Consider the following 24,138-nt stretch of genomic DNA (forward strand, 5'->3'; position numbering starts at 1 on the left):
CCAGAGCCGCCGATGGCGTCAACATATCGTTAACCATGTGTCTTCGGCATTTGTTTGCCAAGATGCCCGATTGTGTGGTTCACCGGGCTCGCAGGACGCAGCAAGGCGACGTTGCGGCAATCTGAATCGCCGCAAGCTTGCCCCAAATAGATGGATCAACCAGCCGCATGAAAGTGCTCGAGACCTATATCATGCGGCGGACATTCGCGATTTTCGCGGTCACGCTTTTATGGGTTCTGGCCATCGTCTGGACAACGCAGATTCTTGCCCGCATCAATCTGGTCACGAGCAGCGGGCAATCGGCGACCACTTTCTTCGAGATCGCATGGCTCGTTCTGCCCGCCGTGATTCCGGTCGTCATACCCTTCGCACTCGCCATCGCGGTCGCGCAGACGCTCAGTTCGATGAACACCGATTCCGAACTGATCGTCATCACGGCTTCAGGCAGCCCGAAGACCACCGTCGTGCGCCCGATCATGCTGATCGCAGCGCTTGCCTCGGTCGCCTCCTTCGCGATCGAGAACGGCGTCGAGCCGTTCGCCCGCGAAAGGCTTCGGATTCTGGTGTCGGAAGCACGCGCCGACCTGATTTCGTCGGTCGTTCAGGAAGGCAGCTTCCAGACCATCGACGACGGGCTCGTCATCCAGATCAGCGAGCACCTGCCCGACGGGCGCTTTGGCGGCATCTTCCTGGCCGATACGCGGGAGGAAGAGACGGAACTGATCTACTACGCGAAAACCGGCGCGACGATCGAACTCAACGGCGAACATGTCCTGGTCATGCAGGACGGCGTCGTCCATCGCCGCAACCCGGCCGGCAACGTGTCGGTCATACGGTATCAGTCCTACGCCTTCGACCTGGCCGAATTCGCGCCGGCAACGTCGACGATCAACTACCTGCCGAAGGACCGCACGCTAGGCTATCTCTTCAATCCGGACCCGAACGATCCGGTGTTCCAGGCATCGCCTCAGGCGTTTTCCGCCGAACTTCATCGCCGGCTGTCGGACTGGGTCTATCCGATCGTCTTCGCGCTGATCGGGCTTGCCGTGGCCGGCGATTCGCGATCGTTTCGCGAATCGCGCATCCATCCGCTCATCACGACCATGGTCGCCGCTCTTTTCGTCCGGTGGGAGGGTTTCGTCATCGGCAACGCGGCGGGCGACAGCACAGCCTTCATACCGGCGATGTACGCCGTGCCGGCGGTCGCCAGCGCCGTTTGCATCTGGGTCATCGCAACGAACCGTCGCCTCGAAATCCCGATCAAATGGACGGAGCGTTTGTACGATATCTGGACGCAACTCCTGGCGCGCTTGTCGTCGCCCCTTCGCATGAGACGGGAAAGCCGGTCATGATCGGACGCACGCTGGGCGCCTATTTCATGCGCCGCTACCTCATCATCACCTTCTGGTTCTTCGTCGGAATCTTCGGGCTGATCTTCATCATCAACTTCACCGAGATATCGCGGCGCGTCGGTGATCTGCCGGGCTACTCTTTGTGGTGGGGCATCAGCTTCGCGGGGATGCAGACGCCGATCATCATGCAGCAATCGGTGCCGTTCATCGCCCTCGTCTCGGGGATCGCGACGCTGATCTCGCTCAACAGGAAGTACGAACTGGTCGTGGCGCGCGCCGCCGGCATTTCGGCATGGCAGTTCCTCCTGCCCATATGCGCGGGTGCGATGATTTTCGGGCTGGCGGCGCTGTTCGTCCTCAATCCCGTCGCCTCCTACGGTTTCCAGCGCACGCAGTTTCTGGAAGCCGACATTCGAGGCGGCACCGGAACGCCGACGGCCGGCCCCGACGCGCCGTGGATCAAACAGCGCGTGGACGATACGGAAACCTTCATCGGCGCCGCAGGCGTCCTCGATGAGGGATTGCAACTGGTCAACGCGACCTTCATCGTCGTCGGCGCGGACACCGGCGCGATCGAACGCTACGATTCCGAGCGTGCCTATCTGGATGACGGCGCCTGGCGGCTGGAAAACGGCCGGCGCACGATGAGCGGCATACCGCCTATGCCTTTCGAAACGCACGCGATACCGACCAATCTCACGCCCGAATTCGTCCTCGAACGCCTTGCCAGCCCCGAAACGATCCCGATCTTCGAGCTTCCCCGCAAGATCGCGGCGGCACGCTCGTTCGGCCTGCAGGCCAACAGTTTTTCGATGCATCTGCACGCATTGCTGGCGACGCCCGCGCTTCTCGTCGCGATGACGCTCATTGCTGCAACAGTCTCGATGCGTTTTGCACGCATGGGGCAATCCTCGACCATGATTCTGGGTGGCGTGCTTGCCGGCTTTCTGCTTTATGTCGTCACGGTGCTGGTCAAGGCGTTCGGGAGCGCGGGGCTGGTGCCACCTGTCGTCGCTGCGTGGCTTCCCGTCATCGTTGCCGGCTTCTTCGGAGTGACATTCCTTCTGTACAGGGAGGATGGTTAGTGAGGGGCGTGCTCGCGGGCATGAGTAAGACCGATTTGTCCAGACGCCTGCTCGGCGCAACCGCCGTCGTTGCATTGCTGACGACGACGGCGCCGCTTGGCGTGCTGCCGGCGGCTGCCCAGGCCATCGACCTGTCATCGGCCGGCGATCCGAGCGCCGACATGCTGCTCGAAGCCGACACGCTCATCTATGACAATGACCGCAACCGCATCACTGCCGTGGGCTCGGTGCAAATCGAGTATGACGGCAACCGGCTCGTCGCCCAGCGCGTGACCTACGACCGTGCCACGTCGCGCCTCATCGCCAGCGGCGGCGTCGAGATCATTGATCCCGACGGCACGCGCTTCCAGTCCGACGAGATCGACGTCACGGACGATTTCGCCGACGCCTTCGTGCGCACGCTGCGGGTCGAGACACCCGATCGGGTCTATTTCGGCGCGGACCGCGCGGAACGGCGCGACGGCGCGGTGACGGAATTCGAGCGCGGCGTCTACACGGCCTGCGAGCCCTGCGAGGAAAACCCGGACAAGTCTCCGGTCTGGAACATCAAGGCCCAGAAGATCATCTGGAACGGCGAAACGAAGACAGTTCGGTTCGAAAGCGCGCGGTTCGAGTTTCTGGGCGTGCCGCTCGCATGGCTCCCAGCCTTCGAAATCGCCGATCCGACGGTCGAGCGCAAAAGCGGTTTTCTCTTCCCGACCTATGGGAGTTCGGAACGGCTCGGGCAATATGTGCGCGTTCCGTACTACATCGCGCTTTCGCCGACCTATGACGCGACGGTCTATGCCAGCGGCTACACGCACCAGGGGTTTCTCGGCGAGGCCGAGTTCCGCCAGCGCTTCGACAATGGCGAATACAATCTGAAGATCGCCGGCATCTCGCAGCGCGATCCCGGTCAGTTCCTGCCGGATACCGTCGATGCCCATGAGACAGGCCGCGGCCTGATCGCCTCGCGCGGCAATTTCGCGATCAATCCGCGCTGGCAGTTCGGCTGGGACGGGATGATCCAGACCGACAAGAACTTCGGCTACACCTACGATATCGAGCAGGCGAACGCGTATCGCGTCACGTCGCAGGTCTATCTGACGGGATTGAACGGCCGCAATTTCTTCGACCTGCGCGCGTACTCCTTCCAGACGCAGGAGGCTGCGCTCGATTTTCTGCCGGATGGAACCCGCAATCCTTTGGCATCGTCTCCTCTCCAGCCGGTAGTTCTGCCATCCTTCGACTACAGCCTGACGCCTGATACGCCGATCGCCGGCGGCGAACTGACGATCGATGTCAACAGCCAGGCGCTCTGGCGCGACCGGTTCGATGGGCGTGATCCCGGTGCTGTTGACGGAAGCGGCGGTTCGTTTCCGTCGGGGCGCGGTCTCGACGGCGGGTCCGGCCGCCTGACCGCCGAAGCCGAGTGGAAGCGCACCTTCATTACGCCGGGCGGTCTCGTGCTCACGCCCATGCTCCACGCACGGCAAGATGCGATCGGGGTGCATTTCGGAGACGGCGCGCTTGGTGCCGATCCACGCTTCGGTCTAGACGCCGTGGCCGGTGCGCAAAATGCATCGACAGACATCCGTTCGGCCTATTACCGCTCGATGGCGACGGCCGGGCTGGAAGCGCGCTGGCCGATCCTGTTTTCGACATCGAGCAGCACGCATATCCTCGAGCCCACCGCACAGCTCTTCGCCCGGCCGAACGAGCCTTATGGCAACACGCTCGGCATTCCCAACGAGGACGCTCAAAGCCTCGTCTTCGACGCCACCAACCTGTTCCAGCGCGACAAGTTCTCCGGCTATGACCGGATCGAAGGCGGAACACGCGCCAATGTCGGCCTGCGCTACACAGGCGATCTCGGCGGCGGCTGGGGCGCCAGCGCGATCGTCGGTCAGTCCTATCATCTGGCCGGACAAAATCCGTTCGCTTCGCCGGACCTCGTCTATGCAGGCGCCTATTCCGGGCTGGAAGAGGACGTGTCGGACTTCGTCGGCATGGTCGGTCTGTCGACGCCGGTCGGCGTCTCGGTCGCGGCGGGCGCTCGGTTCGACAAGGACGACTTCGCGGTGCAGCGGACCGACGTCGCCGCCAGCTACACCTCGGCATTCGCATCCGTGTCGGCGCAATATGCCTTCATCGAAGCGCAGCCTGCCTACGGGTTTTCCGATGACCGGCACGAAGTGCGTGTCGGCGGCTCGGCACAGGTCCACGAATACTGGCGCGTCTTCGCCAACGCCACGTTCGACCTCAATACGAGCAACATGGTCCAGCGCGGCATCGGCTTCGCCTATGACGACGATTGCTTCGGCGTCAATTTCACCTATGCCGAAAACCGGTCGAACTTCGATAACGAGGTTTTGACACGCGACTTCGGCGTGAACATCACCTTGCGCACATTGGGCGATTTCGGCAGATCGACATCCTCAGGCGGCACAACCACATTCTGACGGTCGCGGTTGACATCGTTTCGCCCAACATGCACTGCAAGGGCTTGACGACCGCAAGACATGGTCGCGCGTGCGGCTCAAGGAGGCTTCGACGCATGAAGAGATTGCTGCTGACGGCCGGTCTGGCCTTCGCCCTCGGCTTCACCGCCTTGCCCAATGCCGCGATGGCGCAGGCGAGCGAGGTGCGTTACGTCGTCAACAATTCCCCCGTCACAAGCTACGACATCCAGCGCAGGGCGGCCTTTCTTCAATTGCAGCGACGCGGCGGCGGACAGGAAGCGGCGGCGCAGGAACTGATCGACCAGACGCTGCGGCAGGCCGAAATCCAGCGGCTGAACATTCGCGTCAGCGACGACGACGTGGCGCAGGCCTATCAGCGTTTCGCAAGCTCCAACAATATGAGCATCGCGCAGATGGACCAGGTGATGGCCCAGACCGGCGTGACGAAGCAGCATTTCCTCGACTTCATCCGGTCGCAGATGGGCTGGGGCCAGGCGCTTCAGGCCCGCGCGCGCCACGACCAGACGAGCATGAGCGAGCAGGACGTCGTCCAGCGCATGCTGCAGCAGGGTGGCGAAAAGCCGTCGGCTACCGAATATACGCTGCAGCAGGTGATCTTCGTCGTGCCGACCGCCGAACGCGGCGCGCGTCTGGCGACGCGCCGGCGCGAGGCCGAGGCCATGCGCGCGCGTTTTCAGGGCTGCGACACGACCCGCGAATTCGCCAAGGGGCTGATCGACGTGACGGTTCGCGACCTGGGACGTGTGCTCGAGCCGCAATTGCCGCCCGATTGGGCAGATCCGATCAAGTCGAGCCGAGCCGGCGCCGCGACCATCGTCCGCGACACCGAACGCGGGGTGGAGTTCATCGGCATTTGCAGCGCGCGGGAAGTGTCCGACGACACCGTGGCTCAAGCCGTGTTCGAGGCCGAGAATCTGGGCAACAGCGAAGATTCGGATGCGCTCAGCAAGACGTATACCGACGAACTGCGTGGGCGCGCCCAGATCGTCCAGCGCTGACCCCTGCCCTTGCCGAAGCCTCTCGTCATCACATGCGGCGATCCTTCCGGCATCGGGCCTGAGTTGATCTTGCAAGCATGGGCGGGAAATGATGCGCAAGGGCTCGCACCCTTCGCGGCGATTGCCGACCCTGCCCTTCTCCAGGCACGCGCAAAGCGCATCGGCTTAGATGTTCCCGTTGCCGCGACCAACATCGCCCATGCGGCCGGCGTCTTTTCCAAGGCGCTTCCGATTATCCCGCTCGGCAGCCCGCAGTCTGATGCGCCCGGCCTGCCTGATGCTGCGAACGCGACCGGGGTCGTCGAGGCCATCGACCGTGCCGTCGGCTTCGTTCATGATGGTACGGCGCGCGCAATCGTCACCGCTCCGATCGCCAAGAAACCGCTCTATGACGCTGGCTTCCGCTTTCCCGGCCATACGGAATATCTCGGCCATCTCGCCGGGACGCGCTTCGGCGGCTCGTTCCAGCCGGTCATGATGCTTGCCGGACCTGAGCTGCGGGCCATACCCGTCACGATCCACATCGCGCTTGCCCAAGTTCCGGCCGTACTGACGATGGATTTGATCGTGACGACCTGCCGAATTGCCGCCGCCGATCTCAAGTCACGCTTCGGCATCGAAAAGCCGCGCCTTGCCGTTTCGGGCCTCAATCCGCATGCAGGAGAAGGCGGGGCCATGGGGCGCGAGGAAATCGAGACCATCGCGCCGGCAATTGCCGCCTTGCGAGCCGAAGGCATCGATGCAATCGGGCCGCTCCCGGCCGACACGATGTTTCACGCACGCGCACGCGAGACCTACGACGTTGCAATCTGCATGTATCACGATCAGGCGCTGATCCCCGCCAAGGCGCTCGCCTTCGATGAAAGCGTCAACGTTACGCTCGGCCTGCCCTTCGTGCGCACCTCGCCGGACCACGGCACGGCGTTCGACATCGCCGGCAAGGGCATCGCGCGACCGGACAGCCTGATCGCCGCCATCAAGCTCGCCGACCGGATGAGCGGAGGCAGCGCGTGAGCATCGACGGGTTGCCGCCGCTGCGCGATGTGATCTCGCGCCACGAATTGCGCGCCAAGAAATCGCTGGGCCAGAATTTCCTCCTCGACCTCAACATCACTTCCAAGGTGGCGCGCGGTGCCGGCAACCTCACCGATGCGATGGTGATCGAGGTCGGACCGGGACCGGGTGGGCTGACGCGCGCACTGCTGCTTAACGGTGCGCGGCGGGTGATCGCGATCGAGCGCGACGAGCGCTGCCTTGCCGCGCTGGACGAGGTCTCGGCCCATTATCCGAACCGGCTCACGGTGATTCCCGGCGATGCGCTGGCTACGGATTTCGCAACGCTTGCGGCGGGCGAAACGGATGTGCGCATCGTCGCCAACCTGCCCTACAATATCGGCACCGAGCTTCTAGTGCGCTGGCTTTCCGCCGAGCCGTGGCCGCCCTATTGGCGCTCGCTTACGCTGATGTTCCAGAAGGAAGTCGCCCAGCGCATCGTGGCGCAGCCGGGCGACGACGCCTATGGGCGTCTTGCGGTTCTGGCCGGCTGGCGCGCGCATGCCGACATCCTGTTCGATCTGCCGCCGCAGGCGTTCACGCCGCCGCCCAAGGTCACGTCGGCGGTCGTCCATCTGGAGCCACGCGCCACCCCCCTGCCCGTCGAGGCGGCAAAACTCTCGCGCGTCACGGAATTCGCCTTCGGCCAGCGCCGCAAGATGCTGCGCCAGAGTTTGAAGCCGATCGGCGGCGAGGCTTTGCTTGCGCGCATCGGGATCGATCCGACACGACGCGCCGAGACGCTGTCCGTGGAAGAATTCGTGGCAATCGCCCGGGAAATCTAGATGTTTAGACCGTCGGCTCCGCCAGAAGGTCGGAGACGAAATCGAACAGGCCCGGCCGCCGGTCACGGCGCAGGCGCTCTGCCTTCACGATCGCTTCCACGGCGTGGAAGGCCCGGTCGAGATCGTCATTGACCACGACATAGTCATAGTCGCGCCAGTGCTCGATCTCCACGCGCGCATTCTTCAGCCGCGCCTCGATCACGTCTTCATTGTCTTCGGCGCGCCGGGTCAGTCGCGATTTCAGTTCCTTCATCGACGGCGGCAGAACGAAGATCGAAACGATGTCACCACGCATCTTCTCGCGCAACTGTTCCGCGCCCTGCCAGTCGATATCGAACAGCATGTCGCGCCCGGCTGCCATCGCCTCTTCGGCCGGTTCGCGCGGCGTCGCGTAGAAATTGCCGTGGACTTCGGCCCATTCCAGTAATTCGTCATTGTCGCGCAGAATGTCGAATTCCCGCTTGGTGCGGAAATGATAGTGGTTGCCGTCGATCTCGCTCGGCCGGCGCGAACGCGTCGTGACGCTGACGGACAGTTTGAAAGCCGGATCGCTTTCCAGAAGATTGCGCGCGATGGTCGATTTTCCCGCGCCCGAGGGGGACGAGATGACCAGCATCAGGCCACGCCGGCGGATCGCGGTCGAGGGTAGTTCCTTGGCCATTGCTACTCCAGATTCTGCACTTGTTCGCGGAACTGGTCGACCACCGCCTTCAGTTCCAGCCCGATCGCGGTGATCGCCGCCGCGTTCGACTTGGAGCACAACGTATTCGATTCCCGGTTAAATTCCTGCGAAAGAAAGTCGAGCCGCCGACCCACCGCGCCACCGCCGGCAAGCAGCGAACGCGCCGACGCGATATGCGTGCGCAGACGGTCGATTTCCTCGCGAATGTCGGCCTTGGTGGCAAGAAACGCCGCTTCCATGTTGAGCCGTGTTTCGTCGAGCGGCGCACCGGTGTCCAGCAACAACCGGACCTGATCGCCCAGCCGCGCCTTGATGGCGGCCGGCTCACGGCACGGATCGGCTTCGGCGCGTGCCGTCAGTTGCTCGATTTTTTCGAGATGGCCGAGCATGAGGTCACGAAGGGCCGCACCCTCCTCGCCCCGCGCCTCGCCGAGCCTTGCCAGCGCCTCGTCCAGAACCGCCAGCACCGCCCGGTCGCGTTCGCGACGCGCATCGTCATCAAGCGTAGCGTCCTGTGTTTCGATCACGCCGCGCAGGGCGAGCAGGCCATCGGCGCGGGCGGGTGCCGCGCCGAACTCCTGTTCAAGCCTTTGCGCCAGCGTCGCCATTTCAACCAACAGGATTTCATTGACGGAGACGCGGGCATCGGATGCGGTAACGCGGGATACCGATAAGGACGCCTGAATGTTGCCGCGCTGGAAAGCCTTTTGCATCGCCTGACGTGCGGGCTGTTCGAGGCTTTCGAAGCCCGGCGGCACGCGAAGGCGCGCCTCCAGCCCCTTGCCGTTCACGGATTTCAGTTCCCAGGCGATTTGATCGCCGCCGATCGTGCCGGATGCGCGGGCAAAGCCCGTCATGCTCTGGATCGTCATTGCGGCCCCCGCATCGTTGTTTGCGCGTGTCCTTGTCCCGAAACGAATTCCCGCTTTCGGGAGACAAGCGTCAGACCATCAATCCTCGACGACCTCGCCGGCTGCGACAGGATCTTCCTCGGTCGCCGCTGCGCCCGCTTCGCGGCGCTCCCGTTCGATCTGGCGCCAGCGCGCGACGTTGCGATTGTGCTCGTCAAGCGTTTGCGCAAAGGCGTGCCCCCCTGTTCCGTCGGCGACGAAATAAAGATCGTCTGTCTCGATCGGATTGGCGACCGCTTCGAGCGAGGCGCGGCCGGGAATGGCGATCGGGCCGGGCGGCAAGCCATTGATGCGGTAGGTGTTGTAGGGCGTGTCGGATTCGATATCGGAGCGATAGATCGGCCGGTCGGACGGCTTGCCCTCGCCCCCAAAAATTCCATAGAGGAAGGTCGGGTCCGACTGGAGCCGCATGCCCTGGCGCAGACGATTGATGAAGACGGAGGCCACATGCGGCCGCTCTTCGGCCTGGCCGGTTTCGCGCTCCACGATCGACGCAAGAGTGACGAATTCCTCGACGGTCTCGATCGGCAGGTCTTCCGCGCGGCCTTCCCAGGCGGTCTCGATCATGCGCTGCTGGTTGGCCGACAGGCGATCGATCAGTTCCTGCCGGTTCATGCCACGCGTGAAGTTGATCGTGTCGGCCGCGATCGAGCCTTCCGGCGGCAGTTCGGACGGCATGTCGCCTTCCAGCCCTTCCATCGCCGCGATCCGCTCGAATGCGCGATGCACCGTGAATCCTTCTGGGATGGTCAGGGCGCGCTGGACGGACCGGCCACTCTTCAGGAGTTCGGCGATCTCGTACATCGAGGCGCCGGCGGGCACCTCGTATTCGCCGGCACGCAGGATGGCGTCCCTGTCATAGACCCTGAGGCCGTAGCGGAAGACGCGCGCATCGGTGATCACGCCTTCGCGCTCCAATGTCGAGGCGATTTCTCCGACGCCCGTATTCGGGCGGATCAGAACGGTTTGCGCCGTGGTCGAAGGCCCCCGGCCCTCGAACTGCACCTTGCCGTAATAATAGACCGCGCCTGCCGCCAGCGTCGCGAAGACGATGCACGACATGACGAAATTCATGAAGATGACGAACTGGCTGCGCGAACGGCGCGAACGGCGCAGAGGCGGGGGTGTGCCGGCCTGCGGGCGAAGCCTCTCACTGGCGGATTTCGGCCGCGATTGCATCGGCGGCTGGCCGGGCGGTGGGCCGCCTGCGGAATCGGTCGTCATGGAGCCTCAAAACTTAAGGATGCACTCACATCGCCAAAGGCACGGTAGCGCCAAACATGGCGAAATCTTTGCGGCGGCAGGCGTTTCCGCCCACCCGGTCAGGCGGCGTACCGCTTGAAGACGAGCGACGCGTTGGTTCCGCCGAAACCGAAGGAGTTGGACAGGGCTACGTTTATCTCGCGTTCACGCGGCTTGTGCGGCACGAGATCGATCGCCGTCTCTACGGCGGGATTGTCCAGATTGATCGTGGCGGGCGCGATGTTGTCGCGGATCGCCAGGATCGAGAAAATCGCCTCGGCAGCCCCGGCGGCACCCAGAAGATGACCGATCGACGACTTCGTCGAGGACATCGAAATCTTCGACGCCGCATTGCCGACGAGCCGCTCGACCGCGCCAAGCTCGATCGTGTCTGCCATGGTCGAGGTGCCGTGGGCGTTGATGTAGTCGACATCGGCCGCTTCGAGGCCGGCGCGCTTCAGCGCCATCTTCATACAGCGGAACGCGCCGTCGCCGTCTTCGGACGGTGCGGTGATGTGGTGTGCGTCGCCCGACAGGCCGTAGCCGACGATCTCGGCATAGATCTTCGCGCCGCGCGCCCTGGCGTGTTCGAGTTCTTCCAGAACCAGAACGCCTGCGCCCTCGCCCATGACGAAGCCGTCACGGTCGCGGTCGTAGGGCCGCGACGCCTTTTCAGGCGTGTCGTTATGTTGGGTGGACAACGCCTTGCAGGCCGCGAACCCGGCCATGGAAAGACGCGTGATCGGCGATTCCGCACCGCCGGCCAGCATCACGTCGGCGTCGCCGAACGCGATCAGCCGCGACGCATCGCCGATGGCGTGGGCGCCGGTCGAGCAGGCGGTCACGACCGCATGGTTCGGACCTTTCAGCCCGTGTTTGATCGAAACCTGTCCCGAGACAAGGTTGATGATATTGCCGGGGATGAAGAACGGGCTGATGCGACGCGGTCCACGCTCCTTGAGGATCAGCGCGTTTTCCGCGATGCCCTCGATTCCGCCGATGCCCGAGCCGATCATGACGCCGGTGGCAGCCTGTTCGTCGGGGGTCTTCGGCTCCCAGCCGGAATCGGCCAGCGCCATATCGGCGGCGGCGACGCCATACAAGATGAAATCGCCGACCTTGCGCTGCTCTTTCGGCTCCATGAAGGCATCGGGGTCGAAGGCGCCTTCCAGCGCCTTGTCCCGCGGGATCGGCATCGCGATCCTGGCCGGAAGGTCGTCCGTTTCGAACTGGTCGATGCGCCGCGCAGCGCTCTTGCCGGAAAGAAGCTCCCTCCAGCCATGCTCCGCACCGACGCCGAAGGGCGACAGAAGACCAAGGCCGGTGACGACGACGCGTCTCATTGCCCATCCTCCCAAAGTGCGATCATTAGAATGCGGCTGCGCGACGAAACGAGATCAGGCCGTCGCCTTCTCGATGAACTTGACGGCGTCGCCGACAGTCAGGATGGTCTCGGCGGCATCGTCGGGGATTTCCACGCCGAATTCTTCCTCGAAAGCCATCACGAGTTCGACAGTGTCCAGGCTGTCTGCGCCCAGATCGTCGATGAAGCTCGCGCCTTCCGTCACCTTGTCGGCTTCGACGCCCAGGTGCTCGACAACGATCTTCTTGACCCGTTCTGCGGTATCGCTCATTTCGAAAAACCTCGAAGTTGGTTGATTGGTCTTCGTTAGCCGCACCTTTGCGGCTAATCAAGTTGAAAGATATCAGGCCCTCGACGGAACATTTCCGCCATTACCTTGACTGCCTGCGTCCTTTTTCAACGATCCGGCGGTGACGGAATAGTTCGTCACCGGTCATTCGGCAGCCCGATTACACGAATTGGCTGCGTGGTCCAAGGCGAAAAGGCGATTTCCAACGCAAAAGCGCCGAAACCCCTCAAATCATCGCCATCCCGCCGTTGATATGAAGCGTCTGGCCGGTCACGTAACCCGCCTCGTCGGACGCAAAGTAGAGCACGGCCGCCGCGACATCGGCCGCCGCACCGATGCGCCGCATCGGGATGGTGCCGATGAAGGCTTCGTGAACTTTCTCGTTGAGCTTTTTCGTCATGTCCGATTCGATATAGCCCGGCGCGATGCAATTGACCGTGACGTTGCGCGTGGCGATCTCCTGCGCGAGCGACTTGGAAAAGCCGATCATGCCGGCCTTCGATGCGCAGTAATTGGCCTGCCCCGGATTGCCGGTCACGCCCACGACGGAACTGATATTGATGATGCGGCCCTTGCGGCGGCGCATCATGGGATGCGTCAGTTCGCGCGTCAGCCGGAAGGTCGCGCCGAGATTGACCTCCAGCACCGCGTCCCAGTCCTCGTCGGACATGCGCACGAACAGGCCATCACGCGTGATCCCCGCATTGTTGACGAGAATGTCGACACCTTCGAGCTCGGCTTCCGCTTTCTTTCCAAGCTCGGCGATGGCCGCACGGTCGGACAGATCGGCCGGAAACACCTTTACACGCTCGCCGAGATCGGCGGCCAGCGCCTCGAGCTTCTCGACACGCGTTCCGTGAATACCGACCGTCGCGCCGGCTCCATGCAGCGCGCGGGCGATCGCTTCGCCGATGCCGCCGGTCGCGCCGGTCACCAGCGCCTTCTTCCCTGTCAGATCGAACATCCTGTTCTTTTCCTTGTTCGGCCGCCGGTCAGGCGAGCGCCGCGAGGGCGGCCTCGACATCCTGCGGTGTGTTGATCGTCTGCGATGCGAGGTCGCGGTCGATGCGTCGGGCAAGACCGGACAGAACCTTGCCGGTGCCTACTTCATAAAGGGTGCTGACGCCGTTTGCGGCGAACCATTCGACCGTCTCGCGCCAACGCACCTGTCCGGTGACCTGCTCGACCAGCCGGCGCGCGATCTCGTCGGGGTCGGTCAGTGGCGACACCGTGACGTTGGCGATGACGGGCACGACCGGTGCATTCTTCTCCACGGTCGCCAGAGCCTCGCGCATCGCATCGGCGGCCGGGGCCATCAGCGCGGAATGGAAGGGCGCGGAAACCGGCAGCATCAAAGCGCGCTTGGCGCCTTTCTCGCTGGCGATGCGCGCGGCTTCTTCCACGGCCGCCTTCGCACCGGAAATGACGAGTTGCCCGCCGCCGTTGTCGTTGGCGATCTGGCATGCGCCTTTTGCGGATGCTTCATCGCAGACCGCCTGCACCACGTCCTGCTCAAGACCGATGATCGCGGCCATCGCGCCCTCGCCAACCGGCACGGCTGCCTGCATGGCGTTGCCGCGAATGCGCAAGAGGCGCGCAGTGTCGGCGATCGAGAACATGCCGGCCGCGCACAGCGCCGAATATTCGCCGAGCGAATGGCCGGCAACGTAAGCCACCTTCGCCTTCATATCGAAACTGCGCGCTTCCATTGCTCGAATCGCAGCCATAGAGACAGCCATCAGCGCCGGCTGGGCGTTGGCCGTCAGGGTGAGCTTGTCTTCCGGCCCGTCCCACATGGTCGCGGAGAGCTTTTCGCCGAGCGCATCGTCGACTTCGTCAAACACGGCGCGTGCCTCGGGGAATGCGTCGGCAAGATCCTTGCCCATTCCAACGGTCTGGCTACCCTGTCCGGGAAAGGTGAATGCGATTGCCAAAGCTCGGCCTCCTTCGACTTTTCGCCTGCCGTGTGACGCAGACAGGGCGGAAAAGTCAAGGGCGAGAGGGGGCAGCGCGCCGGTTTGGAGCCGTTGCGAAGCGGCAAGGTCGAGGCATGGACCTCTGTGACGAGCACAGAGGTAACGGATCGGAGGTTTCTGCAAACCTCGGAAGTACCGGTTTCCACAATCCTTTCAGCCGTCATTCCTGTGCTCGTCACAGGAATCCATACCGTAACCGCGAAGCCGCCGCTGCGGTTCAGAAGGCCAATTCACCCATTGCATTACACCCCTTATCATGTATAAGCGCCCCACTCTGCCGGTCCTAGCTGGGGGCTGAACGGAGGGCCATGCGCGTTTCATAAAGAATGCCCATGCAGAAGGTCAGGTGCCTTCGGCCTCCCGTGTCTCCGCTCTCGACCGTCTCGACCACAGCCTTTCCAGCCCGCTTGCGGCGCTTGAGAAGTTGATGAGGCTTTTGCCGCTGGCGCCGTGCAGGGAAACGAAGAAAGGCTAAGAAAACATGACTCTTTACGAACACGTTTTTCTTGCCCGCCAGGACCTCTCCGCGCAGCAGGTCGAAGCTCTTGTCGAACAGTACAAGGGCGTCATCGAAGCGCATGGCGGATCGGTCGGCCGGGTGGAGAACTGGGGCTTGAAGTCCCTCACCTACCGCATCAACAAGAACCGCAAGGCTTACTATAACCTGATGGACATCACGGCTCCGGCCGCTGCCATCCAGGAAATGGAACGCCAGATGGGCCTGTCGGAAGACATCCTGCGCTTCATGACCATCAAGGTCGAGGCGCACGAGGAAGGCCCGTCCGCGATGATGCAGAAGCGCGACGACCGCGGTGATCGCGGCCCGCGCGGCGACCGCTTCGGCGGCGATCGCGACCGTGGCCCGCGCGGTGATCGTGGCGATCGCGACGATCGTGGTCCACGCCGTCCTCGTGAAGGTCAGGCAGAAGGAGCTGGCGCATAATGGTCGACATCAATCAGATCCCGACGCGCCGGCCGTTCCACCGCCGCCGCAAGACCTGCCCGTTCTCCGGCGCGGGCGCTCCGAAGATCGACTACAAGGACGTCAAGCTCCTGCAGCGCTACATTTCCGAGCGCGGCAAGATCGTCCCGTCCCGCATCACGGCCGTCAGCCAGAAGAAGCAGCGCGAACTCGCCAAGGCGATCAAGCGCGCTCGTTTCCTCGGCCTCCTGCCCTACGTCGTGAAGTAAGGCTTTGAGGGGCGGTTCGTCGCCCCTTTTTCTCCCGGCATGATCGGCATGGCGGCGAGACGATAATTCCGAGTTGAGATGGCTCCCCATCTCTAACTGCCAACCGGCAGGACAGCGCCCGCGACGAACAATCCGTCGCTTCTTCTGTTCCTGCCACGCCGGTCAAGCCGGCAGATGAAGAAGGAACAATGACATGCAGGTCATTCTGCTCGAACGCATTTCCAAGCTCGGCCAGATGGGCGATACGGTCAAGGTGAAGGACGGGTTCGCCCGCAACTTCCTCCTGCCGCAGGGCAAGGCGCTGCGCGCCAACGAAGCCAACAAGAAGAAGTTCGAAGGCCAGCGCGCCCAGCTCGAGGCCCGCAACCTCGAGCGCAAGAGCGAAGCGCAGAAGGTCGCCGACCAGCTCGACGGCAAGACGTTCGTCGTCGTCCGCTCGGCCGGCGAGACGGGCCAGCTCTACGGTTCGGTCTCCACGCGCGACGTCTCCGAGCTTCTCACCGAGGAAGGCTTCTCGGTCGGCCGCAACCAGGTCGAACTGAACCAGCCGATCAAGGCCATCGGCCTGACCAACATCGCCATCGCGCTTCACCCGGAAGTCGAAGTCACGATCACGCTCAACATCGCCCGCTCGGCTGACGAGGCGGAGCGCCAGGCACGCGGCGAGACGCTGGATTCGGCCGAAGCCATCTATGGCGACGACATCAACGAGAACGCGCGTCCCGACGCATTCTTCGATCCGGATGCCGAGTATGGCGACGAGGAAGAAGAAGTCGCGGCCGACGAAGGCGAAGAGCGCGAATAAGCGTTCTTTTGATTGCGACCATTGCAACGCCCGGGCCTCTGGCTCGGGCGTTTTGCGTTTGTGGCCCCAAGCCCGCCCCTTTAAGAAATCATCGCATTACCTTACGTTATATTGATCGTGTCGATCTCATGGGTCTGCGATGTTCTGGATGCTGAAACAGCTTGGCAACCGAATCGTGAGAACCGGCAACCTGATCGTGACGGATTCGCGTGGCGACAGGCATCGGTTCGGAAACGGCGATGGAAAGCCAATTCACATAGCGCTGCGCACCACGCGTGCGGAACGCTCCATCCTCCTGAACCCGGCAAACGCCGTTCCCGAAGCCTACATGAATGGCGAACTCGATATTGTCGAAGGGGATCTCCTCGATTTCATCCACTTCGCCTACGCCAATCTCGACCTCGTGGAAGCACACACACCGCTGATGCGCGCGGCGGAAAAAGGCCGGCTCCTCGCAAAGCCCCTGCACCAGTGGAACCCCGTCTCGCGGTCGCGGGCGAATGTCCAGCACCATTACGACCTGTCCGAAGAGCTCTACCGGCTCTTTCTCGACGAAGACATGCAGTATTCCTGTGCCTATTTCGAGCGCCCCGACCTGACGCTGGACGAGGCGCAGAAGGCGAAGAAGCGCCATATCGCTGCCAAGCTCGCCCTGAAGCCGGGCTTAAGTATTCTCGACATCGGCTCCGGGTGGGGCGGCCTTGGCATATATCTGGCGCAGCACTTCGAGGCCGACGTGCTCGGCGTGACGCTTTCGGACGAACAGCACCGCGTCGCGACGGAACGCGCGCACGCGCTGGGTTTCGACCGGCACGTCCATTTCGAAATCCGCGATTATCGCAGCTTGCAGGAGCGGTTCGACCGCATCGTTTCCGTCGGCATGTTCGAGCATGTCGGCGTCAACCACTACCGCACCTTCTTCGAGACATGCGCCAAACTGTTGAAACCCGACGGCGTCATGGTGCTTCATTCGATCGGCCGCGCCGGCCCGCCTGCCGCCACCGCGCCGTTCATCCGCAAGCATATCTTTCCCGGCGGGTACATTCCAGCGCTGTCGGAGGTGCTGCCTGCGATCGAGCGGTCCGGCCTGATGGTGACGGATGTGGAAATCCTGCGGCTGCACTATGCAGAGACCTTGCGCCACTGGCGCGAGCGCTTCGCCGCCAATCGCGAGCGCGCCAAGGCGCTGTACGACGAGCGCTTCTGCCGGATGTGGGAATTCTATCTTGCAGCATCCGAAGGCGCGTTTCGCTGGCAGGACCTGATGGTCTTCCAGATCCAGCTCACCAGACGCAACGACACGCTGCCGATTACCCGCGATTATATCCATGAGGTCGAGATGCAGCTTGCCGACAAGCCGGAACCGCGAAAGGCGCGGACACCGCGCAAGCACAAGAAGGCGTGAGGCGCGCTGTGGCCGGCCTGCACGAGTCAAGCGTCTCATGCGCCAAGTCCCGCTTTTTCCGTTCGTCCCTGTGAAGTATTGTTGATGGATCGATTCGGCGTTGGTGCGTCGGCTGCATCGCGCTAGACACGTCGCACCTGCCGCGATTCACGTTTCTCGTTCCGTCGGCGCATCCGACAGATGGACATGGAAATGGCCGAGCCCGCCCGAAAACTCGCAGCCGTCGAGCAGCCGCTTTACCGCGAGGCCCCGCACAATATTGAGGCCGAGCAGGCGCTTTTGGGCGCCGTTCTCGTCAACAACGATGCGTTCTACCGCGTCTCCGATTTCCTCAAGTCGCAGCATTTTCAGGAACCGCTTCACCGCAAGATCTTCGAGGTGGCGGGCGAACTGATCCGCATGGGCAAGATGGCCAATCCGGTCACGCTCAAGACCTTCCTGCCGGCCGACGAGAAGGTCGGCGACATGACCGTCTCGCAATATCTTGCGCGCCTCGCGGCCGAAGCGGTCAACGTCATCAATGCCGCCGACTATGGCCGCGCAATCTACGATCTCGCCACGCGCCGTGCGCTGATTACCGTCGGCGAGGACATGGTCAACATTGCCTATGACGCGCCGGTCGACATGTCGCCGGCCGCGCAGATCGAGGATGCCGAGCGACGTCTGTTCGAACTGGCCGAGACCGGCCGCTACGATGGCGGCTTCGAAAGCTTTTCCGATGCGGTGAAGACCGCGATTGACATGGCCGCCGCCGCCTACCAGCGCGACGGGCATCTGTCGGGCGTGTCGTCGGGACTGCGCGATCTCGACGGTAAGATGGGCGGTCTCCAGCCGTCGGATCTGATCATCCTTGCCGGCCGTCCGGGTATGGGCAAGACCTCGCTCGCGACAAACATTGCCTTCAACATCGCGCATGCCTATGAGCCCGAGCAGCAGGCAGATGGCTCCTTCAAGGCCAAGAATGGCGGCGTGATCGGCTTCTTCTCGCTGGAAATGTCGGCCGAACAGCTCGCCACGCGTATCATTTCCGAGCAGGCCGAGGTGCCCTCGTCCAAGATCAGGCGCGGCGACCTGACGGAGGCGGATTTTTCGAAGCTCGTCGGCTGCACGCAGACGCTTCAGAAAATCCCGCTCTTCATCGACGCGACCGGCGGCATCTCCATCGCGCAGCTTTCGGCGCGCGCGCGACGTCTGAAGCGCCAGCGCGGGCTCGACGTGCTGGTCATCGACTACGTCCAGCTCATGCAGGGCTCGTCCAAGGCATCGGCGCAGAACCGCGTTCAGGAAATCACCGAGATCACCACCGGCCTCAAATCGCTCGCCAAGGAACTCAACGTCCCGATCATCGCGCTTTCCCAGCTCTCGCGTCAGGTCGAAAGCCGTGACGACAAGCGGCCGCAGCTTTCCGACCTTCGCGAATCGGGTTCGATCGAGCAGGATGCCGACGTGGTGCTGTTCGTCTATCGCGATGAATACTACCTCAAGAACAAGGAACCGGAGCGCGGAACGCTCGAACATCAGGAATGGGAGACGAAGCTGAACGACGTGCGTGGCAAGGCCGAAGTGATCATCGCCAAGCAGCGCCACGGCCCCACAGGCACGGTTTCGCTGTCTTTCGTCGGCGAGTTCACCCGCTTCGCCGATTTGGCCGAGGAAGACCACCTTCCCGAGCGGTTCGAATAGTTGCCGTTTCCTGAGAGAGAGATCGGCAGCATCGATCCACGTATCTGCGGCGGCCGTCTGTCGATCGACGTGGCCGCGCTTGCCGCGAATTATCGGCTGTTATCATCGATGGCGCACCCTGCCCGCGTCGCGGGCGTGGTCAAGGCGAATGCCTACGGGCTGGGGCTCGACATCGTCGCGCCGGTGCTGTGGGCCGAGGGCTGCCGCATCTTCTTCGTCGCCCTGCCGCAGGAAGGTGTGGCGTTGCGGGCGATCCTGCCTGAAGCCACGATCTATGTGCTGGCCGGTTTGTTCGAGGGCCATGCGGCGCAAATCTATGGCGAGGCGGGGCTTATTCCCGTCCTCAACGACGAGGCGGACATCTCGATCTGGGAAGCCTATGGCTGGGATGGCGATGATGTCTCGCGTCCCTGTGCGGTCCATGTCGATACCGGCATGAACCGGCTCGGTCTGAGCGGCCAGCAGGTGCAGCGCTTCTTTCACGAGAACAAGCTGACGCGCGCGCTCAGCCCGCAGCTTCTCATGAGCCACCTTGCCTGCGCCGACGACCCGTCCGCGCCGATGAACGAGAAACAACTCGAATCCTTCCAGCGCTTTGACCGGCTTTTTTCGGGCATCGATTCAAGCCTCGCCAACTCGTCCGGCATCTTTCTCGGCGCCGATTACGCCTTCGACATCGTCCGGCCAGGAATCGCGCTTTACGGCGGCGCGCCACAGGCTGGCATCGCCAATCCGATGCGTCCGGTCGCGACCGTCGAGGCGCGGATCGTTCAGGTCCGTCACACCAAAGCAGGCGAAAGCATCAGCTACGGCGCGGCGCAGACGCTGAACCGGGATACGATCATCGCCGTTGCCGCGACAGGATATGCGGACGGGCTGCACCGCTCGCTGTCCGGCGCGGGTGTCCCTTTGCGCGACGCGCTCCCGTCAGGCGGGCACGGATTCATCGCCGGCAGGCGCGCGCCGATCCTCGGCCGCGTGACGATGGATTTGACGCTTTTCGACGTGACGGACCTTGGCGCCGGCGCGGTCAGCCATGGCGACTGGATCGAGCTGTTCGGGCCGAACATTGCGATCGACGAGGCCGCGTCGGCGGCCGGCACAATTTCCTATGAACTCCTGACATCGCTCGGAGCGCGCTATCACCGGCGGGTGGTTCATCGATGACGGCTTGCGCTTTACGTTGCCGCCCTCTGTCCTGCCGGACATCTCCCCGCCATGGGGGGAGATCACGCACGGCGTTGATGCAGGCCAATCTTCCCACTCGCAGGGGAGATGCCCGGCAGGACAGAGGGGGGCGTGCAAGGGCCGCAGCCAGGACGGCGACAGGATCCCATGGCTAAATCCCGCACCCAGTTCATCTGCCAGAATTGCGGCACGGTCCATACGCGCTGGGCCGGCAAGTGCGACGCTTGCGGCGAGTGGAACACGCTGGTCGAGGAAGGCTCCAATTCGGGCATCGGCGCTGGCCCCGGCTCGCTGCGCTCCTCGCGCAAGGGCCGCATCGTCGCGCTCACCACGCTGTCGGGCGAGATCGAGGAAGCGCCGCGCATTTCGACCGGGATCGGCGAACTCGACCGGGCGACCGGCGGCGGTTTCGTGCGCGGCTCGGCCATTCTCATCGGTGGCGATCCGGGCATCGGCAAGTCGACGCTCCTGACGCAGGCCGCGGCCGAACTTGCCCGCAAGGGCTACCGCATCGTCTATGTCTCGGGCGAGGAGGCGGTCGCGCAGATTCGCCTGCGCGCGCAACGGCTGCACGCCGCCGACACCAGCGTCGAACTCGCCGCCGAAACGAATGTCGAAGATATTCTCGCGACCATCTCGGAAGGCAAGCGGCCCGACCTCGTCATCCTCGATTCCATCCAGACGCTGTGGACCGACCTTGCCGATTCCGCGCCCGGAACGGTGACGCAGGTGCGCGCCTCCGCGCAGGCGATGATCCGCTACGCCAAGTCCACCGGCTGCGCCATCGTGCTCGTCGGCCACGTCACCAAGGACGGCCAGATCGCCGGTCCGCGCGTCGTGGAGCACATGGTCGACGGCGTCCTGTACTTCGAAGGCGAAGGCGGGCACCATTATCGCATCCTGCGCACCGTGAAGAACCGCTTCGGCCCGACCGACGAGATCGGCGTGTTCGAGATGTCGGACAAGGGCCTGCGCGAGGTTTCGAACCCGTCCGAACTTTTCCTCGGCGAGCGCTCGGCCAAATCGCCGGGCGCGGCCGTCTTTGCAGGCATCGAGGGCACGCGGCCGGTGCTGGTCGAAATCCAGGCGCTCGTCGCGCCCTCGCCGCTCGGCACCCCGCGCCGCGCGGTCGTGGGGTGGGACAATTCGCGCCTTTCGATGATTCTCGCAGTGCTGGAAGCCCATTGCGGCGTCCGTTTCGCCACGCACGACGTCTACCTCAACGTCGCCGGTGGCTATCGCATTTCGGAACCTGCGGCGGACCTTGCAGTGGCGGCGGCGCTCGTTTCGTCGCTGACCGGTCTTGCCCTGCCCGCCGATTGCGTCTATTTCGGCGAAATCAGCCTTTCAGGCGCCATCAGGCCCGTCGCGCATGCGCAACAACGCCTCAAGGAAGCCGAAAAGCTGGGCTTTGCTCAAGCCGTCATGCCGCGGACGAGTGAAGATGTCGGCAAAGGATCTGGCGCGCGCTCGGCGCAGCTTTCCGAACTGGCCGATCTGGTGGTACGCATCGCCGGCCGGCGCAAGCCGCAGAGCGATGAAGAATAGAGCCGGACGATCCGACGCCGGAACGACGATGGAGTTCAAATGCCGATAACGCTGCTTGACGGAATTCTCGTCGGCTTCACTCTCGTTTCGGCCATGCTCGCCATGGTTCGCGGCTTTTCGCGCGAGGTTCTGTCCATCGCATCGTGGGTGGCAGCGGCCGCGGCGGCTTATTATTTCCATCCGCTCGTCGTTCCCTTTTTGGAATCCTATATCGACAATGCGCAGCTTGTTCTTTTCGCGGCCGCGGCAATCGTCTTCTTCATCGCGCTCATCATCGTCACGGTGATCACCATGAAGCTCGCCGATTTCATCATCGATTCCCGGGTTGGTGCGCTGGACCGCACGCTCGGCTTCGTCTATGGCGCGGCGCGCGGCATACTCGTCGTGGCCGTCGCTTTCCTTTTCTTCTCGTGGCTTGTGGGCGCCAACCAGCCCGGCTGGGTCGCCGAGGCGAAGTCGCGCCCGCTGCTCGAAGGCATCGGAACCTGGCTCGAGGGCGTCCTTCCGGACGACCCCGAGAACTCGCTGCTCGACCGGATCGGCGAGGGAACCTCCGGTGAAGAAGCACCGCCTCCCGCAGGCAACTGATTTTCGCGCGGCGCCGGCAGGCGCCGCTTCATTTCGTGCTGAAAGGCCGCAAGCCATGGCAGACGCAGACGATACCCCTTTTGCCGGAGACGGCGACGACCGCTTCCACGACGAATGCGGCGTGTTCGGCATTTTCGGCCGGCAGGACGCCGCCGCGATCGTGACGCTCGGGCTGCACGCGCTCCAGCATCGCGGACAGGAAGCCGCCGGCATCGTCTCCTATGACGGCTCGCAATTCCACGTCGAGCGGCATATCGGACTGATCGGCGACACGTTCACCAAGCAATCGGTGATGGATCGGCTGCACGGCTCCCGCGCGATCGGCCATACGCGCTATGCGACGACGGGCGGCTCGGGCCTGCGCAACGTCCAGCCCTTCTTCGCAGAACTCTCCGATGGTGGCCTGGCGGTCGCCCATAACGGCAACATCACCAATGCCATGACCGTCCAGCGCCGACTCCAGAAGGAAGGCGCGATCTTCTCGTCCACTTCGGACACCGAGACGATCATGCACCTCGTCGCCACCTCCAAGGAGCGCGACACCAATTCCCGCTTCATCGAGGCCGTGCGCCAGCTCGAAGGTGCGTTCTCGCTCGTCGCCCTGACGTCGAAGAAGATGATCGGCTGCCGCGATCCGCTCGGCATTCGGCCGCTCGTTCTCGGCGATCTCGACGGCGCATACATATTCGCGTCCGAAACATGCGCGCTCGACATCATGGGCGCGCGCTTCGTGCGTGACCTGGAACCGGGCGAAATGGTGGTCGTCACCTCCAGCGGACTTGAGAGCTTCTTCCCCTTCGAGCCGGTCAAGCCGCGCTTTTGCATCTTTGAATACGTCTATTTCGCGCGTCCCGATTCGGTGCTCGAAGGCCGCAACGTCTACGACGTGCGAAAGAATATCGGCGCCGAACTCGCCCGCGAGAACCCGGTCGACGCCGATGTCGTGGTTCCGGTTCCCGATTCGGGCACGCCATCCGCCATCGGCTTCGCACAGGAGGCCGGCCTTCCCTTCGAACTCGGCATCATCCGCAACCATTATGTCGGGCGCACCTTCATCCAGCCGTCCGATTCGATCCGTCACATGGGCGTCAAGCTCAAGCACAATGCCAATCGCCGCATCATTGAGGGCAAGCGCGTCGTGCTGGTCGACGATTCAATCGTGCGCGGCACGACCAGCCAGAAGATCGTGCAGATGGTCCGCGATGCCGGCGCGCGCGAGGTGCATATGCGCATCGCCTCCCCGCCGACGCGTGCGTCCTGCTTCTACGGCGTCGATACGCCGGAGACCGCCAAGCTTCTGGCAAGCCGCATGTCGGTCGAGGAAATGGCGGATTTCATCCGCGTCGATTCACTCGGCTTCCTGTCGATCGACGGGCTTTACCGGGCCGTGGGCGAAGCTTCGCGCAATGGCGACGAACCGCAATTCTGCGACGCCTGCTTTACCAAGCAATATCCGACGCGCCTGACCGACCTCGATGGCGTCGACAATGTCCGCACGCTCTCGCTGCTTGCGAACAACGGCCAATAACCGA

The 24,138-nt window shown here is 63.3% G+C and carries 22 protein-coding genes; 15 read left to right on the top strand and 7 right to left on the bottom strand.

The genetic code is table 11. The annotated features are described in order from the left end of the window. Nucleotides 1-167: 167 nt before the first annotated feature. From lptF to rsmA, 6 genes are all read left to right on the top strand, one after another. Nucleotides 168-1,352, top strand: coding sequence for an LPS export ABC transporter permease LptF (gene lptF, locus GTW25_RS17235; protein WP_252913453.1), 1,185 nt, complete (start codon nucleotides 168-170; stop codon nucleotides 1,350-1,352). After that, nucleotides 1,349-2,437 (top strand): LPS export ABC transporter permease LptG, encoded by a 1,089-nt coding sequence (gene lptG / locus GTW25_RS17240; RefSeq protein ID WP_252913454.1) that lies wholly within the window; start codon nucleotides 1,349-1,351, stop codon nucleotides 2,435-2,437. The genes lptF and lptG overlap by 4 nt, the downstream gene beginning before the upstream one ends. Before the next feature lie 20 nt (nucleotides 2,438-2,457). Beyond that, complete coding sequence (locus GTW25_RS17245; protein ID WP_252913455.1) at nucleotides 2,458-4,878, top strand: LPS-assembly protein LptD; 2,421 nt, start codon at nucleotides 2,458-2,460, stop codon at nucleotides 4,876-4,878. A 95-nt stretch (nucleotides 4,879-4,973) separates the two neighbouring features. Beyond that, complete coding sequence (locus tag GTW25_RS17250; RefSeq protein ID WP_252913456.1) at nucleotides 4,974-5,897, top strand: SurA N-terminal domain-containing protein; 924 nt, start codon at nucleotides 4,974-4,976, stop codon at nucleotides 5,895-5,897. Between the two features lie 3 nt (nucleotides 5,898-5,900). Beyond that, a complete protein-coding gene (gene pdxA, locus GTW25_RS17255; RefSeq protein ID WP_252913499.1) occupies nucleotides 5,901-6,911 on the top strand; it encodes a 4-hydroxythreonine-4-phosphate dehydrogenase PdxA in 1,011 nt (336 codons plus the stop codon). Further along, a complete protein-coding gene (rsmA, locus tag GTW25_RS17260) occupies nucleotides 6,908-7,735 on the top strand; it encodes a 16S rRNA (adenine(1518)-N(6)/adenine(1519)-N(6))-dimethyltransferase RsmA (RefSeq protein ID WP_252913457.1) in 828 nt (275 codons plus the stop codon). The genes pdxA and rsmA overlap by 4 nt, the downstream gene beginning before the upstream one ends. A 4-nt stretch (nucleotides 7,736-7,739) precedes the next feature. Here rsmA and gmk read toward each other — a convergent pair whose 3' ends face one another. From gmk to fabD, 7 genes are all read right to left on the bottom strand, one after another. Further along, entirely contained in the window at nucleotides 7,740-8,396 is a 657-nt protein-coding gene (gene gmk, locus GTW25_RS17265; protein WP_252913458.1) for a guanylate kinase, read from the bottom strand. A gap of 2 nt (nucleotides 8,397-8,398) precedes the next feature. Next, complete coding sequence (locus GTW25_RS17270) at nucleotides 8,399-9,289, bottom strand: YicC/YloC family endoribonuclease (protein WP_252913459.1); 891 nt, start codon at nucleotides 9,287-9,289, stop codon at nucleotides 8,399-8,401. 78 nt (nucleotides 9,290-9,367) lie between these two features. Continuing rightward, nucleotides 9,368-10,552: an endolytic transglycosylase MltG gene (gene mltG, locus GTW25_RS17275; protein WP_252913460.1), complete on the bottom strand. Its 1,185-nt coding sequence runs from the start codon at nucleotides 10,550-10,552 to the stop codon at nucleotides 9,368-9,370. A 98-nt stretch (nucleotides 10,553-10,650) separates the two neighbouring features. Further along, entirely contained in the window at nucleotides 10,651-11,913 is a 1,263-nt protein-coding gene (gene fabF, locus GTW25_RS17280) for a beta-ketoacyl-ACP synthase II (protein WP_252913461.1), read from the bottom strand. A 54-nt stretch (nucleotides 11,914-11,967) separates the two neighbouring features. After that, the gene (locus GTW25_RS17285; RefSeq protein WP_024586204.1) at nucleotides 11,968-12,204 is read right to left on the bottom strand and encodes an acyl carrier protein; all 237 of its coding nucleotides are present in this window, start codon (nucleotides 12,202-12,204) and stop codon (nucleotides 11,968-11,970) included. A gap of 244 nt (nucleotides 12,205-12,448) precedes the next feature. Beyond that, on the bottom strand, nucleotides 12,449-13,186 hold the full coding sequence (gene fabG / locus GTW25_RS17290) for a 3-oxoacyl-[acyl-carrier-protein] reductase (protein WP_252913462.1): 738 nt from the start codon (nucleotides 13,184-13,186) through the stop codon (nucleotides 12,449-12,451). 28 nt (nucleotides 13,187-13,214) lie between these two features. Continuing rightward, complete coding sequence (gene fabD / locus GTW25_RS17295; protein ID WP_252913463.1) at nucleotides 13,215-14,156, bottom strand: ACP S-malonyltransferase; 942 nt, start codon at nucleotides 14,154-14,156, stop codon at nucleotides 13,215-13,217. A 523-nt stretch (nucleotides 14,157-14,679) separates the two neighbouring features. Here fabD and rpsF point away from each other — a divergent pair. The 9 genes from rpsF to purF all read left to right on the top strand — a co-directional run bounded on the left by rpsF (nucleotide 14,680) and on the right by purF (nucleotide 24,134). After that, complete coding sequence (gene rpsF, locus GTW25_RS17300) at nucleotides 14,680-15,141, top strand: 30S ribosomal protein S6 (protein WP_252913464.1); 462 nt, start codon at nucleotides 14,680-14,682, stop codon at nucleotides 15,139-15,141. Further along, nucleotides 15,141-15,389 carry a 30S ribosomal protein S18 gene (rpsR, locus tag GTW25_RS17305; protein ID WP_252913465.1) on the top strand — a complete coding sequence of 83 codons (249 nt, stop codon included), beginning with the start codon at nucleotides 15,141-15,143 and terminating at the stop codon, nucleotides 15,387-15,389. Before rpsF ends, rpsR begins: the two co-directional genes overlap by 1 nt. A gap of 193 nt (nucleotides 15,390-15,582) precedes the next feature. Then, complete coding sequence (gene rplI / locus GTW25_RS17310) at nucleotides 15,583-16,194, top strand: 50S ribosomal protein L9 (RefSeq protein WP_252913466.1); 612 nt, start codon at nucleotides 15,583-15,585, stop codon at nucleotides 16,192-16,194. Between the two features lie 139 nt (nucleotides 16,195-16,333). Then, nucleotides 16,334-17,599, top strand: coding sequence for a cyclopropane fatty acid synthase (locus GTW25_RS17315; RefSeq protein ID WP_252913467.1), 1,266 nt, complete (start codon nucleotides 16,334-16,336; stop codon nucleotides 17,597-17,599). Between the two features lie 192 nt (nucleotides 17,600-17,791). Beyond that, a complete protein-coding gene (locus GTW25_RS17320; protein ID WP_252913468.1) occupies nucleotides 17,792-19,282 on the top strand; it encodes a replicative DNA helicase in 1,491 nt (496 codons plus the stop codon). After that, on the top strand, nucleotides 19,283-20,449 hold the full coding sequence (gene alr / locus GTW25_RS17325) for an alanine racemase (protein ID WP_252913469.1): 1,167 nt from the start codon (nucleotides 19,283-19,285) through the stop codon (nucleotides 20,447-20,449). It begins immediately after the preceding gene. Nucleotides 20,450-20,617: 168 nt separating this feature from the next. Further along, a complete protein-coding gene (gene radA / locus GTW25_RS17330; protein ID WP_252913470.1) occupies nucleotides 20,618-22,018 on the top strand; it encodes a DNA repair protein RadA in 1,401 nt (466 codons plus the stop codon). A gap of 39 nt (nucleotides 22,019-22,057) precedes the next feature. Next, nucleotides 22,058-22,606, top strand: coding sequence for a CvpA family protein (locus tag GTW25_RS17335; RefSeq protein ID WP_252913471.1), 549 nt, complete (start codon nucleotides 22,058-22,060; stop codon nucleotides 22,604-22,606). Between the two features lie 55 nt (nucleotides 22,607-22,661). Beyond that, on the top strand, nucleotides 22,662-24,134 hold the full coding sequence (purF, locus tag GTW25_RS17340; protein ID WP_252913472.1) for an amidophosphoribosyltransferase: 1,473 nt from the start codon (nucleotides 22,662-22,664) through the stop codon (nucleotides 24,132-24,134). The last annotated feature ends 4 nt before the right edge of the window (nucleotides 24,135-24,138 follow it).

Source organism: Aliihoeflea aestuarii, from assembly GCF_024105665.1.
Lineage (GTDB): Bacteria > Pseudomonadota > Alphaproteobacteria > Rhizobiales > Rhizobiaceae > Aliihoeflea > Aliihoeflea aestuarii.